Below are 14,109 nucleotides of genomic sequence, written 5' to 3'. Positions count from 1 at the left end.
CCCGTCGACCAGTCAGCCCCATGGCAGCGGTCAGGGGCACAACAGCTCAAGTGCCGCCTGGCCGTTGCGGCGGGCGTCCTCGGGGAGGAGGAGCCACGGCGGTGCGGTGGGGTCCGCGAGGTGATCGCGGAGGTGCAGCAGCCGCGACCGGTCGCTGCCCGAGGGAGCCCGGTCCTCAAAGGGGTCGATGCAGGCCAGCAGCACGGCGGCGTCGGTCAGGTGCCGGTCTCGGTCCCGGGTGTCCGCTCTGTGCGCCGCGGACTTCAGGATCAGCGCACCGAACGCATCGGGCACGCTGATCGTCGTCGGCTCCAGCCCGGCGATCTGCAGCTCAGCGGACACCGTGCGTCGCAGCGCCTGTGTCCCGCCATCGACCTGCACCAGGTCGTAGCCACGGAACCGCTCGAGCGCGCGGGGTGGAGCGTGATCGGCAGCGACCACGTCCACCACCGACGTCACGAGGTCGATCACGGCGCCGCCCCGTACGAACCGGTGCGCCGTGCCGGTGCGTGGGTCGAGGCTGGGTCGGAGCTGGTATCCCAGTCCCTCCAGCGCTGCGGCCACCTGAGCGGCCCGCCCCCGACCGGTCTCGACGTGCAGCAGGACGTCGACGTCGTTCGTCGGCCGCACGATCGGCAGCCCTGCGACGACGGCGTGCAGCTGGACCATCAGCCCACCGATCAGCGTCCACGCCTCGGCCGGGACCGCAGCGGCCAGCTCGGCGACGTCGGGCCACGGGCGTACCCAGCCGCCGGTTGGAGTGGGTGGTCGAAGCGGCTCAGCCACGCAGGGCCACCAACGCCCGGTCCAGCAGGCGAACACCGGTGGAGCGTTCGCGCGCGTCGATGGATCCAGCGAGGTCCAGTCCGGCCAGCACCCGACGCCGTCCGACAGCGAGTTCGGAGACCACGTCCAGTGACATGCCGGTCGCCCGCAGGACGACGCGGCCGCCTGGCTCGGGTTCGAGTCGGAACCGGCTGACCAGGCGGTTGAGCGCGGCGTCAGCTACGTACCCGTCGAGCCGGTCGACGGCAGCACTGAGGTCGCCGGCGCCCTCGGTCGCGCCCGACCCGACGACCTCCCGGGCCAGCGGGCCGAGCGCGCGCGGGTGGGCGCGGTAGTGGCGACTGTCCGCCCGGTTGCGCGCGCGCGACGCCAGCTCTGCTCCGTCGATCTCGCGGAGGACGGCCCGTAGTCGGGACCCCTGCGCCTGGCCGAGCCACCGGGCCGGAAGGCCCTCCAGCAGCGCAACTGCGGCCCATGCGGTCGGCTCTTCCCACGCCCGGAAGCGACTGCCCGCCCGCTGGGCCAGCCAGTGGGCGACCGACCCGGCGTCGATGCGGTCGATTCCGATCGCCGTCAGGTCGCCGCCCGCGACCAGCCGCTGCACATGACGTGCGGAGACGCCGAGCCGCTCAGCGGCCTGCTGCGTGGTCATCAGCGCCATACGGACAATGTCGGTGCAACGACATGATCGGTCAAGTCGACGCGCAACCATGGAGTGACGTATCGGGCAGCATCCTGCCGGGGAAACCGTCGGATCAGCCGGCCGTCGCTCGAGATCGGGAGCCGACGGGGTGGGCGGTGGTGATGCGCTCCGTCAGGTGCACCTCGACGGTGTCGCCGACCTGCTTGCCGATCGCGTCGCGGAGCGCTGCCGCCACCGGCAGCTTGTGCCGCCCGTCGCCGAGCGCCATGAAGGAGCTGCGGAACGGACGCCCGTCGATCGTCCCGCTGACCTTCACCAGGCCCCGGGTGCCGAAGAAGGCGACCGAGTCGAGCCACACCAGGTAGGTCCACCCGCCGGCCGCCGGGCTCAGCTGCAGCCGGGCGGTGAACCGCTCGTCGAGGGCGGTCATCACGCCCCCTCGACCAGCACGAGGGCGTTCCCGTCCGGGTCGCGGACGGTGAACATCGGCGGGGCCATCTCGCCCATCCGCAGCACCTCGTCGTCGACGTCCACGCCCCGCTCGCGCAGCTGCGCGTGGGCGGCGTCCGCATCGGCCGTGCCCAGCCGGATGCCCGGTGGGAAGCCGCTGTCGGTCGCGATGAGAGCGATCGTCGTCCCCCCGCCGGCCGGCGCCACCTCCACCCAGCGCATGCCCGGACCCAGCTCCGCGTCGCGGACCACCTGCAGGCCCAGATCGTCCACGTAGAAGTCCAGCGCCCGCTGCAGGTCCGTCACCACCACGGTCGTCGTGGCGACCCGGATGACGGTGTCCGTCGTCGTCTGGCTCATGACGTTCCCTCCCTGCCCGACGCGCGCCGCCGGGCAGAGATGAAGATCTCGCTGCTCCAGCCAACTCATCGCGGGAGCGGGGTGAGGGGCCAAAATCGCGACTTCGGCCCCTCAGGGGATGGGGGCGCCGAGGAGGGCGTGGGGGGTCCAAGTCCCGAGGGCGTCGGCGTGGCCGGCGGAGCGAAAGGCCAGGGCGGCGGCGCCGATCCAGCCGGCCTCGCTGCCGAGCTCGGCCACCCGAACCGGCGGGGCGGAGCGCCACGCCAACCCCGCCGCCAGCCCGGCTCGGACCGGCTCCAGCAGGGCGTCACCCGCCGCGGTGAAGCCGCCGCCGAGCACGATCGTCGTCGGGTCCAGCAGCAGCGTCGCGGTCACCAGCCCCTGGGCCAGCACCTGCATCGCCTCGGCCCACACCCGGTCGGCGTCCGCGTCGCGGCCCAGCCGGGCGACGACGTCCTCGGCCGGCAGGGAGACGCCGGAGAGAGCCGCGTAGCGGCGGGCCAGGCCGGCGCCCGACGCGTACACCTCCAGGCACCCGCTCTGCCCGCACGTGCACGCCTCGCCGCCGGGCACCATCGGGATGTGGCCGAGCTCCCCGGCCGCCCCGCCGTCGCCGGTCACCGGCCGACCGTCGGTCACCAAGGCCGCAGCCACCCCGGTACCGATGGTCACCAGCACGAAGTCCTCGACGCCGCGCGCCGCCCCGAGCAGCTGCTCGGCGAGCCCCGCCGTCCGCACGTCGTGGCCGGTCACCACCGGCAGCCCGGTCGCCTCGGCCAGCAGCGCCCGCAGCGGCACATCCCGCCAGTCGAGGTTCGACGCGTAGACGACTGTGCCGCTCGCCTCGTCGAGCATGCCGGGGGTCACCACGCCGGCCCCGACCACGTCCAGGTGCTGGTCACGCGCGGCGGCGGCCAGCGAGCGCAGATGGCCGGCGATGGCGGCGACGGTGTCCGTCGCCGGGTCGGTGGGCCAGCGTTCGACCACCACCGGCCGCCCGTCGCGGGTGACGACCGCGCCCTTCATCGAGGTGCCGCCGACGTCGATCGCCAGCACCGCAGGAGTGGTCGTCACGAGGCGAGCGCCTCGAGCACGGCCCGGATCGGCTCGGCGGAGGTCGCCAGCCGCGGGACGGCGTAGTCGACGCCGGTGGCCGAGCCGGCGGCCGAGGAGACGACCGGCGAAGCCGCCCGCAGGTGCACCTCCGGCACCCCGGTCTCCGCGACGAGCGAGGCCACGTTCGACCCGCGCACCGACCCGCCGGCGAGCACGGTGATCCGGTCGCCCGCCAACTCCACCAACGAGCGGAGCACCGCGGTCCCAGCGGCAGCGGTCGGCGCGCCACCCGAGGTGAGCACCCGGCTCACCCCCGCGGAGATCAGCGTGGGCAGCGCAGCCGGGAGGTCGGGCAGCGTGTCGAACGCGCGGTGGAACGTCACCGGGCACGGCCCGGCGGCCTGGACCAGTCGGGACAGCACGGCGGCGTCGATCGCGCCGTCCGCGGTCAGCGCCCCGACCACGAACCCGACCTGCGCCGATGCAGGCAGCGCCCGGGCGGCGACGATGTCGGCGAGCATCACGTCGACCTCGGCGGGGGAGTACACGAAGTCCCCGGCGCGCGGCCGGATCAGCACCTGCACGCCGATCCGCGACACCTCGGCGAGGACCGTGGACACCAGCCCGATGGACGGCGTCGTCCCACCCTCGGACAGCGCCGCGCACACCTCGACCCGGTCCGCACCGCACTCCTCGGCGATCGTCGCGCCGGCGACGTCGTCGATGCAGATCTCGACCGCGGTCACCGGCCCTCCAGCCAGGCGAGGACGTCGGTACCCGGCTCGATCGCACCGACCGGCACCCCGCCGCCGAGCACCGGGAGGGCGGTCAGGGAGGCAGCGGCGGAGACGTCCACGCCGAGCCCACCGAGCACGGTCAGCGCCAGCAGGGTCGTCGCTCGCGGGTTGCCGTCGACCACCTTCATCGCCACCGCCTGGCCGTCCGGTCCGGCCACGCCGATCACACCCTCCGCGCCGCCCTTGGCCACCGCGCCCGGCACGAGCTCCATCACCGCGGAGTTCTGGTGACCGGTGCCGCCGACGAAGAACGGGTGCGTCCGCATCGCGCCGGCCACCTCGGCAGCCGGACCCTCCGTCGCCAGCGACAGCGCACGGAAGGCCGTGGCCAGCCCGCGCACCGTGGTGCCGAACAGCGGGGCGCCGCAGCCGTCGGTCGCGTCGTGCCGCACCGGCGCACCGGTCCACTCCGCGGTCACCGCGCGCACGTGCTGCTGCAGCGGGTGCCCGGGGTCCAGGTAGGAGGCGGTCGGCCAGCCGTTGACCGCGCAGGCCAGCAGCATCGCGGCGTGCTTGCCCGAGCAGTTCATCCGCACCGTGCTCCGCTCGGCGCCGGCCCGGATGAGCGCGACCCGGGTCGGCTCGTCCTCGGGCCAGTCGACCGGGCACTGCAGCGCCGACTCCTCCAGCCCTGCCCGCTCCAGCAGCCGGCGCACGACGTCGACGTGCGCGTCCTCGCCGGTGTGGCTGCCGGCGGCGATCGCCAGCTCCGGCCCGGTCAGCGGGGCGCCGGCGGTCAGGCAGGCCAGCGCCTGCAGCGGCTTGGTGGTGGAGCGCGGCAGGATCGTGGCGTCGGGGTCGCCGAGGGACAGCGCGACGGAGCCGTCGGCGTCCAGGGCGAGCAGCGAGCCGAGGTGCCGGCTCTCCACCAGTCCCGAGCGGCGGACCACGGCGAGTTCAGCGGACAACGGGGGTCTCCAGTTCACGATCGGCGGCCTGCTCGGCGGGGCCGGACGGCGGCGCCACCTGGCGCCGGACCCGGGTGCGCAGCCGTGCGGCCAGGTAGGACAGGGCGCCGTTGAACACCAGGTAGATCAGCGCCACCACGAGGAAGGTCTGGATGAGCAGCCGGTTGTAGGCGCTGAGCACCTGCGCTCGGTACAGCAGCTCGGTGAAGGCGACGACGTAGCCCAGCGAGGTGTCCTTGATCAGGCTCACCAGCTGGGTGACCAGCGACGGCGTCACGTGCCGCAGCGCCTGGGGGAGGACGACGAAGCGCATCGCCTGGCTGCGCCGGATGCCCAGGCTCAGCGCCGCCTCGGTCTGCCCACGCGGCAGGGCGAGGACCCCGGCCCGGACGATCTCGGCGACCACCGCGGCGTTGGCGATGGTCAGCGGCACGACGAGCTTCCAGAGCACCGGCAGGTTGATCCCGTACGCCGGCAGCCCGAAGAGCATGAGGTAGATCAGCAGCAGCACCGGGAGGGTGCGGGCCACCTCGATGTAGCCGGTGCACAGCCAGCGCAGCGGCCGGTTCTGCGAGAGCCGGCCGATGGCCAGCAGCACCCCGAACGCCCCGGCCAGGACGGCGACCAGCGCGGCCGCCAGCGCGGTGCCGCGCAGCCCGACCAGCAGGTAGGACCAGATCGGCCAGTCGAGGAACGGCGTCCACCGGTCGGCGTCCAGCTGCCCGGTCCGGCCGAACTGCACCAGCGCGAGCGCGAACACACCGGCCAGCGCCAGGGCGCTGACCACCGAGCCGAGCAGGATCCGCCGCCGGGCGCGGGGCCCGGGGGCGTCGTAGAGGAACGCACCACTGTGGCTCATCGGTGGATCGCCACCTTCTTCTCGATCCGCCCGGCGGCCAGCCCGATGGCCAGCGCGAGCGCCATGTAGGTGAGGCCGGCGGCGGTGAAGATCGGGATCGGCTGGGCCGCGACCAGGTTCACCTTGTTCGTCGCGGAGGTCAGCTCGACCACGCCGACGGTGGCGGCCAGGGCGGTGTTCATCAGCAGCGCGATCATCACGTTGCCCAGCGGCTGGACGACGGCGCGCACCGCCTGCGGGACGACGACGTGCCGCAGCGTCTGCGACAGCCGCAGCCCCAGCGCCCGGGCGGCCTCGACCTGCCCGGACGCGACGGTGTTGATCCCGCTGCGCACCGCCTCGGCCACGTACGCCGCCTCGTAGACGGTGAGCACGACGATCACCGTGGTGGTCAGCGGCATCAGCAGCCCGGCATCGGGCAGTGCGAAGACGGCCAGCAGCAGCAGCGCCAGCAGGGGGACGTTGACGAACACCTGCACGTAGGCCCAGGCGGCCCCGCGCAGCACCGGGATGGGGCTCACCCGGGCCACGGTGATCAGCACCCCGAGCACCAGGGAGCCGGCCGCGGAGATCACCAGGATCAGCACGGTCGTCCCCAGCGCCCTCAGCAAGGGGTCCAGGTTCTCGATCACTGCAGTCACGTCGTCGTCCTCTGCTGGCTCTGCTGCTGCCTCAGGGCTGCTGCCTCAGGGGTGCCGGGTCAGGAGCCCGGCACCGAGCCGATCTCCGGCGGCGTCGGGGCGTCGCCCTCGACGACCGTGCCGAGGGTGGCCTCCCAGATCTCGGCCCACGAGCCGTCGTCCTCGATCTCCTCCAGCCAGGTGTTCACGAAGTCCTTGAACTCCGGGTCCTCCGGCGGGAGGCCGATGCCGTAGGGCTCCTCGGTGAACGGCTGGACGGCGATCTTGATGTCGTCGTTGGCGTTCGCCGCGGCCAGCAGCAGGGTGTAGTCCTGCACGTAGGCGTCGCCGCGGCCCTGCACCAGCGCCTGCACCGCCTGCGGGTCGGTGGCGAAGCTGGTCACCTCGGCGCCGGGGGCGACCTCGGGCACCGCGGTGACCGCCGGGGTGTTCGCGCCGACGATCACGTTCTTGCCGTTGAGGTCCTCGATGCTGGAGATGTCCTCGTTGTCGGCGGCGACCGCCACCGCGAGGCCCGAGGTGAAGTACGGGCCGGCGAAGTTGATCTGCTCGGCCCGCTCCTCGGTGATCGTGTAGGTGTTGAAGACGACGTCGACGGTGCCGTTCTGCAGCAGCGCCTCCCGGGTCTCCGACGCCGGCGGCACGATCTCGATGTTCGGCTCGCCCAGGATGTAGATGGCCAGCATCTTCGCCAGGTCGATGTCGAAGCCCTCGACGTCCTCGGGGCTGCTCGGGTCCTGCTGGGAGAGCAGCGGCGCGTCCAGGGCGGCCGCGACGCGCAGCACGCCCCGCTCCTTGATCTCGGCCATCGTGGACTCGGGGAGGATCAACTCGTCGTCGGCGACCGGCGCGTCCTCGTAGACGGCGTCCAGGCCGGAGGCGGCGGTGTCGTCGCCGCCGCCGGGGACGGCGTCGGACGAGGAGTCGGACGAGCCGCACCCCGCGACCGCCACCGAGGCGGTGGCCAGCACGGCGGTGATCAGCGGGAAGCGGCGCCTGGGAAGGCGGATGTCACTCATGCCTTGCCTTTCTGATCAGCCCGGCCGGGGGAGCGGCGCCGGGCGTGGGGTGGGCGGGTCCGCCCGGGGTGCGCTCGGCCGTCAGTGGGCCAGCACGTTGGAGAGGAACGAGCGGGCGCGCTCGCTCCGGGTGGCGTCGAAGAACTCCGCCGGTGGGGCGACCTCGACGATCTGACCGGCGGCCATGAAGACGACGCGGTCGGCGACGCGGCGGGCGAAGCCCATCTCGTGGGTCACCACGACCATCGTCATGCCGTCGGCGGCCAGCGAGGTCATCACCTCGAGGACCTCGTTGACCATCTCGGGGTCCAGCGCCGAGGTCGGCTCGTCGAAGAGCATCAGCTTCGGGTGCATCGCCAGCGAGCGGGCGATCGCGGCGCGCTGCTGCTGGCCGCCGGAGAGCTGGGCGGGGACGCGGTCGGCCTTGTCGGCGATGCCCACCCGCTCCAGCAGCGCCATCGCCTCGCTGCGGGCGGTGGCCTTGCTCGCCTTGCGCACCTTCAGCGGCGCCAGCATCACGTTGTCCAGCACGCTCAGGTGGCCGAAGAGGTTGAACGACTGGAAGACCATGCCGACGTCGGCACGGAGCTGGGCGAGCTGGGCGCCCTCCGCGGGCAGAAGCTGGCCGTCGACCCGGATCTCGCCGGCGTCGATCGGCTCGAGCCGGTTGATCGTGCGGCAGAGCGTCGACTTGCCCGACCCCGACGGCCCGATGACCACGACGACCTCGCGCGGGGCGACCTCCAGGTCGATCGAGCGGAGCACGTGCAGCTCGCCGAAGTGCTTGTCGACGCCGCGAAGGCTGACCATCGGCGTTGTCACGGGCGTGCTCCTCACGGTCGGCGTTGAACGTTGGACGAAGGCTAAGTGGCGATCCTTACAACGAGAAGTCCATGAAGTATTTCCACTTCCGGAGTAAGCGGCCGTTGCTTCGCACGACGGGCGTTGCTTCACTGATCGGCATGCCCACCCCCGCCGGTGACCGGTCGGCCACCTCTCCGAGCGAGGTCCTCTCCTTGGTCCGGCTCGGCCGCGCCACCTCGCGGGCCGACGTCGCCCGCGAGACGGGGCTCTCGGCGACCACCGCGGCCGCCCGGGTGGAGATGCTGATCCGGCGGGGCTGGCTGGTGGAGACCGGCACCGGGCCCTCGGCCGGCGGGCGGCCGCCGCGCCGGCTGGAGATGCGCGGCGCGGCCGGCCTGGTGGTCGCGGTCAGCCTCGGGGAGCGGCACGCGGCGATCGCCGTCCTGGACGCCGCGGGTCGGCAGGTCGCCGAGCGGCACCTGCCCATCGCGGTCTCGGACGGCCCGGAGGCCGTGCTGCGCACCGTGGTGACCGCGGTGGAGGAGGCGGTCGCCGGGCTGGACGACGCCCCGCCGCTGCTGGCGATGTGCGTCGGCGTGCCCGGGCCGGTCAGCGCGCGCACCGGCCTGGTCGTCTCCCCGGCCCGGATGCCCGGCTGGAACGGCGCCGACGTGGCCGCGATCGTGCGGCAGTGGCTGCCGGTGCCGGTCATCGTGCAGAACGACGCGAACCTGATGGCGCTCGGCGAGCACGCCGCCGGCGGGTCGCCGGCCGAGCAGATGGTGTTCGTGAAGGTCGGCTCCGGCATCGGCTGCGGCGTCATCGCCGGCGGGGTGCTGCACCGGGGGAGCGGCGGGTTCGCCGGGGACATCAGCCACACCACCGTGCCCGGCGCCCCGCCGGTTCCGTGCTCCTGTGGGCGGGTCGGCTGCCTGGACGCCGTGGCCAGCGGCGCCGCGCTGGTCGAGCAGCTCGCCGAGCGCGGGGTCGACTCCTCGGGCACCGAGGGGATGCTCGACCTGGCCCGGGACGCGCACCCGCTGACCACTCAGCTGCTGCGCGAGGCCGGCGGCAGCACCGGCACCGTGCTCTCGACCATCCTCAACTTCTTCAACCCCGAGCGGCTGGTGATCGGCGGGCACCTGAGCAGCGCCGAGGCCTTCGTCGCCGGGGTGCGCTCGGCGATCTACGCGCAGTGCCCGCCGATGATCACCGACGGCCTGGAGATCGCGGTCAGCCGCGTCGGCCAGCAGGCCGCCGTGCTCGGCGCCGCCCGGGAGGCGCTGGACCTGGCCTTCTCCCCGGAACAACTGGCCGCGCGCGCCGCCGCCCGCTGAGGTCGGTCGGTCCACCCGGTGCTGCGTGCGCGAACACCTCGTGACCGATGTCGACTTGTCGGCATCTCTCGTTACGTTGGCTCAGCAACCGCACAGCCGGCCCAGCAGGGGCGGCTGACGAGCTTGGGGGAGATCGCGTGCGCAGACGGACGACGGTGACGGTCGCGGCAGCGGTGCTGGCGATGAGCGTCGGGGCGGTGACCCCCGCGGCGGCGAGCCCGGGTGGTCACGACAACGGGCACGGGAACGGCCACGGTCACGGGAACGGCCATGGGAACGGCCACGGCAAGGGGCACGACGGCGGGCACGGCAAGGGGCAGAGCCTCGAGCTCACCATGCTGGCCACCACCGACATCCACGGGCGCGCGCAGGACTGGGACTACTTCCGCGACGCGCCGTACACCGACAGCGCCGGTGACGCGACGGGCCTGGCCCGCGTCTCCTCGGTCGTCGACTCGGTGCGGGCCGAGAAGGGCGCGGACAGCGTCTTCGTCGTCGACAACGGCGACTTCCTGCAGGGCACGCCGCTCACCTACCTCGCCGCCCAGCAGCCGCCGGAGGCCGAGCACCCGATCGCGGCGGCCTACGACGTCATCGGCTACGACGCCCAGGTCGTCGGCAACCACGAGTTCAACTACGGCCTGGACACCCTGGCCGGCTACGTCGACGACGTCGACCACCCGGTGCTCGGCGCCAACGTCATCGACGTCGCGACCGGCGAGCCGTACCTGCCGCCGTACACGCTGCAGGAGATGAAGGTCCGCGGCGCCAAGCCGGTCACCGTCGGCATCATCGGCCTGACCACGCCGGGCTCGGCCATCTGGGACCGGAACAACGTCGAGGGCCAGGTCGAGTTCCGCGACATGGTGGAGACGGCGGAGGAGTGGGTGCCGGTCGTCGCCGAGCAGGCCGACGTCGTCGTCGTCCTCGCGCACGCCGGGGTCGGTGGGACGTCGTCCTACGACGACCCGGCCGTCGGCACGGAGAACCCCTCCGACGTCATCGCCCGCACGGTGCCCGGCATCGACGCGATGGTCGTCGGCCACACGCACCGCGACGCCCCGTCCCAGGTCGTGGTCAACGAGGTCACCGGCGAGGAGGTGCTGCTCACCCAGCCCTACCGCTGGGGCGCCACGGTCAGCCAGGTCGACTTCGAGCTGACCAAGACCCGCGGCCAGTGGGACGTCACCGAGGCCACGGCCACCGCGCTGCGCACCAGGGACTACCCCGAGGACCCCGACGTCCTCGCCGTCACCGACGAGGCGCACCAGGCGACGGTCGACTACGTCAACCAGGTGGTGGCCACCTCCACCGAGGAGCTGACCACGCTGACCAGCCGGTACGAGGACACCCCGATCCTCGACTTCATCCAGCAGGTGCAGACCGAGACCGTCGACGCCGCACTCGCGGGCACCGAGTGGGCCGACCTGCCGGTGCTGTCGATCGCCGCGCCGTTCAGCCGGGAGGCGGTCTTCCCGGAGGGCGACGTCACCATCCGGGACATCGCCGGGCTCTACGTCTTCGACAACACCCTGGAGGCGGTGGAGATGACCGGCGCTCAGGTGCGCGACTACCTCGAGGAGTCGGCGAGCTACTTCACCCAGGTGCCGGCCACCGGGCCCGTCGACCCGGAGACGATCACCAACGCCGACGGGACGCCGGACTACAACTACGACGTGCTCTCCGGCGTCGACTACGACCTGGACGTGTCCCGGCCGGTCGGCGAGCGGGTCACCCGGCTGGAGATCGACGGTGAGCCCGTGGCCGACGACGCCCGCTTCGTCGTCGCGGTGAACAACTACCGGCGCTCGGGCGGCGGCGGCTTCCCGCACATCTCCACGGCGCCGGTGGTCTACAACGAGCAGCTGGAGATCCGCCAGCTGCTCATCGAGTGGGCCCAGGAGCGCGGCGTGATCGACCCGGCCGACTTCTACGTGGAGAACTGGCAGCTCGTCCGCGACGGCGAGCTGCTGCTCGACTGACCCTCCGGAGGGGCCGGGGTCGCGACCCCGGCCCCTCCGACACGACGAACGCCCCGCTCCCCGGTCTGGGGGAGCGGGGCGTTCGTCGTGCGCCTGCCCTCGGGCGAGCGGGTCAGACCAGACGACGCGCGGAGTGGTAGCCCCACATGGTGTCGACGTTGATGGTGCGGACGACGTCCCCGGCGGTGGGGGCGTGCACCATCAGGCCGTTGCCGATGTAGATGCCGACGTGGCCCACCGGGTCGTAGAAGAAGACCAGGTCACCGGGCTGCAGGTCGGCGCGGGCCACGGGCACGCCCATCGTCGACTGCATGCGGGAGGAGTGCGGCAGCGTGATGCCGGCGGCCGCGTAGGAGTACTGCGTCAGCCCGGAGCAGTCGTAGACGTTCGGGCCGGCCCCGGCCCAGACGTAGGGCTTGCCCTGCTGGGCGAGCGCCGTGTCGACGATGATCTGGGCAGCTGCGTTGGGAGCCGCGACCGGGGCCACCGGTGCCGCGACGGGTGCTGGGGCGGCCGCTCCACCGCCGCCGACCGAGGCCTGGGCGGCCATCGGGGTGAGGGCGACGCCCGCGCTGGCGAACAGCGCGATCAGTGCCCGGCGACCGGAACGGGAGGGACGACGGGCGGGGGACGTGCGAGTGGTCGTCATGGACGACGAGTTCTCCTTGTTCTCCTCGACCGCCTACCGAGTTAGCTGACGGGTTCGGGCGGGGAACTCGCCCGGCGCTCCGGCACTCGCGTGCCGTTGCGCTTCACCCCAGAACTGCGGTGGGTCCCCGGTCCGGGCGTTCGCGGCGACGTTGCGGCGGTTGCCCGGTTCGGCGGTGCTCGCCGGTGTCACCGTGTGTGGCGACTCAGGGGCCGGCAGGCGCGGATGACGGTAGGGCTGTCACGGATTTGTCACAAAGTGCCGCCCGTTGCGGTTCCGACACCCCGTGGGGCTGCAACACGCCCGGGCGGCGCGGACGACTCGCCGAGCTGACGTCGGCCAACGCTGGAGCGCGCCTCCGGCGAGGTCGGCTCTCGCCGCCTGTTCCCGCCGGGAATCCGATTTCTGGTCGGACGGCGGGTGGGCACGTTTCGTGTGCGACGCGACACGGCCCGCTGCAGGAGTCGTCACGTGATCGGTTGTCGCGTCGACCAGCGCTTGAGGCGGCCCTGGTCGCTGATCACGCCTGCCGCGCTGGTGCCCGGGCGGACGCGTTGACGCGCCGCGGTCGGTCGTGTCAAGGGACTGTCGGTATCTGTGGACAGGCGTCTGACCTGCAGATTCGCCTTGCTCGGAGCTCGTGACGAGACTAGTATTCGTACACAGGTTCGAATACGTCGGGAGGTGTCCGTGAGCGAGTTGGTGTCGGCTCTGGACGCCTTGGCGGCCGACGATCTGCACTCGCTCACGGACGGGCAGGTGCTGGACCGGACGGCGTTCCTGGTGCAACTGGTCAACCGTGCGTCGGCGGAGTTGACCCGCACGGTGCGGCGTGCGGACGTCGTGCAGGCGGCGGAGCGCGACGGGTTGAAGAGCATGCGGTCGTGGCTGATCGGGCACGCGCGGCTGTCGCAGGCGGAGGCGTCGCGGATCGTGCGGTCGGGGCGGGCGTTGGAGCACTTCCCGGCCCTGTCGGCCGGGTTCGCTGACGGGTCCGTGACTGCGGCGCAGGTGAACGTGGTGGCCGAGAAGGTGGGGCCGGGCGAGGCCGCCCGCGCGGCCGAGCAGGGCATCGACCTGGCCGCGTTCGACCGGGTGTGGGCGCGCGTGGCGGCCGAGTCGCCGCACCAGTCGCTGGTCGCTGCGGTGCAGGCCTTCGAGGACGCACTCGACCCCGACGGCCCCGAGCCGGACCCGACGGAGGGGCGGCGGTTGAGCATCGCCAAGCACGCCGACGGCACGATCACCGGCCGCTTCGACCTCGACGCCGTCGGAGGGGAGAAGGTGCAGGCGGCGATCGAGTCGATCGTGCAGGCCCACCGCCCCAAGGGGGACGACCGCACCCGCGCCCAGCAGAACGCCGACGCCCTCGTGCAGTTGTGTGACAACCAGTTGGCCAGCGGTGATCTGCCGATCCTGCGGACGGTGAAGCCGCACGTGGTGGTGGGCATCGACCTGGACGACCTGGTCGACCCGGCCACGGGTGCCGGGGCGGCGAGCACCGGGTTCGGGTCGACGATCTCTGCGGCCCGGGCCCGGTGGATCGCCTGCGACGCCAGCGTCTCCCGGATCGTGATGGGCCCCGACGGGGTGCCGCTGGATCTCGGCCGGGACCACCGGGTGGTCACCCCGGGCCTGCGCAAGGCGGTGGAGCGGCGGGACGAGTCCTGCGTGTTCGCCGGCTGCGGCGCCCCGTCCTGGTGGTGCGATGTGCACCATCTCGTGCACTGGCTGCACGGCGGCGAGACCAACCTGCAGAACTCAGCGCTTCTCTGCGAACGGCACCACACCAAGGTCCACCACGGTTTCCGGGTGGAG

At 72.9% G+C, this 14,109-nt stretch carries 15 protein-coding genes and 1 riboswitch; of the genes, 3 read left to right on the top strand and 12 right to left on the bottom strand.

The window, feature by feature from the left end:
• Positions 1–30 precede the first annotated feature (30 nt).
• From IN07_RS15865 to IN07_RS15815, 11 genes are all read right to left on the bottom strand, one after another.
• Positions 31–786, bottom strand: coding sequence for a hypothetical protein (locus tag IN07_RS15865; RefSeq protein ID WP_036337138.1), 756 nt, complete (start codon positions 784–786; stop codon positions 31–33).
• Positions 779–1,498: a helix-turn-helix domain-containing protein gene (locus IN07_RS15860; protein WP_081975452.1), complete on the bottom strand. Its 720-nt coding sequence runs from the start codon at positions 1,496–1,498 to the stop codon at positions 779–781. The genes IN07_RS15865 and IN07_RS15860 overlap by 8 nt, the downstream gene beginning before the upstream one ends.
• Before the next feature lie 43 nt (positions 1,499–1,541).
• Entirely contained in the window at positions 1,542–1,859 is a 318-nt protein-coding gene (locus IN07_RS15855) for a DUF1905 domain-containing protein (RefSeq protein ID WP_052091357.1), read from the bottom strand.
• Positions 1,859–2,239 carry a VOC family protein gene (locus IN07_RS15850; RefSeq protein ID WP_036337135.1) on the bottom strand — a complete coding sequence of 127 codons (381 nt, stop codon included), beginning with the start codon at positions 2,237–2,239 and terminating at the stop codon, positions 1,859–1,861. The genes IN07_RS15855 and IN07_RS15850 overlap by 1 nt, the downstream gene beginning before the upstream one ends.
• A 111-nt stretch (positions 2,240–2,350) precedes the next feature.
• Positions 2,351–3,313, bottom strand: a complete 963-nt coding sequence (locus IN07_RS15845; RefSeq protein WP_036337134.1) for an ROK family protein — start codon at positions 3,311–3,313, stop codon at positions 2,351–2,353.
• Positions 3,310–4,041 (bottom strand): copper homeostasis protein CutC, encoded by a 732-nt coding sequence (locus tag IN07_RS15840; protein WP_036337132.1) that lies wholly within the window; start codon positions 4,039–4,041, stop codon positions 3,310–3,312. Before IN07_RS15840 ends, IN07_RS15845 begins: the two co-directional genes overlap by 4 nt.
• Positions 4,038–5,000, bottom strand: a complete 963-nt coding sequence (locus IN07_RS15835; protein ID WP_156119221.1) for an asparaginase — start codon at positions 4,998–5,000, stop codon at positions 4,038–4,040. The genes IN07_RS15840 and IN07_RS15835 overlap by 4 nt, the downstream gene beginning before the upstream one ends.
• A complete protein-coding gene (locus IN07_RS15830; protein ID WP_052091341.1) occupies positions 4,990–5,859 on the bottom strand; it encodes an amino acid ABC transporter permease in 870 nt (289 codons plus the stop codon). Before IN07_RS15830 ends, IN07_RS15835 begins: the two co-directional genes overlap by 11 nt.
• Positions 5,856–6,500 (bottom strand): amino acid ABC transporter permease, encoded by a 645-nt coding sequence (locus tag IN07_RS15825; RefSeq protein WP_036337129.1) that lies wholly within the window; start codon positions 6,498–6,500, stop codon positions 5,856–5,858. Before IN07_RS15825 ends, IN07_RS15830 begins: the two co-directional genes overlap by 4 nt.
• 59 nt (positions 6,501–6,559) lie before the next feature.
• Positions 6,560–7,519, bottom strand: a complete 960-nt coding sequence (locus IN07_RS15820; RefSeq protein WP_036337128.1) for a glutamate ABC transporter substrate-binding protein — start codon at positions 7,517–7,519, stop codon at positions 6,560–6,562.
• A gap of 81 nt (positions 7,520–7,600) precedes the next feature.
• Complete coding sequence (locus IN07_RS15815) at positions 7,601–8,341, bottom strand: amino acid ABC transporter ATP-binding protein (protein WP_456237883.1); 741 nt, start codon at positions 8,339–8,341, stop codon at positions 7,601–7,603.
• A gap of 140 nt (positions 8,342–8,481) precedes the next feature.
• Between IN07_RS15815 and IN07_RS15810 the strand changes: the two genes are divergently transcribed.
• Both IN07_RS15810 and IN07_RS15805 read left to right on the top strand, forming a co-directional pair.
• Entirely contained in the window at positions 8,482–9,660 is a 1,179-nt protein-coding gene (locus IN07_RS15810; protein ID WP_036337125.1) for an ROK family transcriptional regulator, read from the top strand.
• A 137-nt stretch (positions 9,661–9,797) separates the two neighbouring features.
• Positions 9,798–11,642, top strand: a complete 1,845-nt coding sequence (locus IN07_RS15805) for a bifunctional metallophosphatase/5'-nucleotidase (protein WP_197058500.1) — start codon at positions 9,798–9,800, stop codon at positions 11,640–11,642.
• A 112-nt stretch (positions 11,643–11,754) separates the two neighbouring features.
• Here the strand turns inward: IN07_RS15805 and IN07_RS15800 are convergent, their stop codons facing one another.
• On the bottom strand, positions 11,755–12,291 hold the full coding sequence (locus IN07_RS15800) for a C40 family peptidase (RefSeq protein ID WP_052091340.1): 537 nt from the start codon (positions 12,289–12,291) through the stop codon (positions 11,755–11,757).
• A gap of 16 nt (positions 12,292–12,307) precedes the next feature.
• A riboswitch (cyclic di-AMP (ydaO/yuaA leader) is annotated at positions 12,308–12,460 on the bottom strand.
• A 521-nt stretch (positions 12,461–12,981) separates the two neighbouring features.
• On the opposite strand from IN07_RS15800, the gene IN07_RS15795 reads away from it, so the two are divergent.
• A partial coding sequence (locus tag IN07_RS15795) for an HNH endonuclease signature motif containing protein (RefSeq protein ID WP_231558411.1) occupies positions 12,982–14,109 on the top strand: 1,128 nt, incomplete at its 3' end.

It is taken from the genome of Modestobacter caceresii, assembly GCF_000761485.1.
GTDB lineage: Bacteria > Actinomycetota > Actinomycetes > Mycobacteriales > Geodermatophilaceae > Modestobacter > Modestobacter caceresii.
This window is presented reverse-complemented; position numbering and strand designations above follow the sequence as displayed.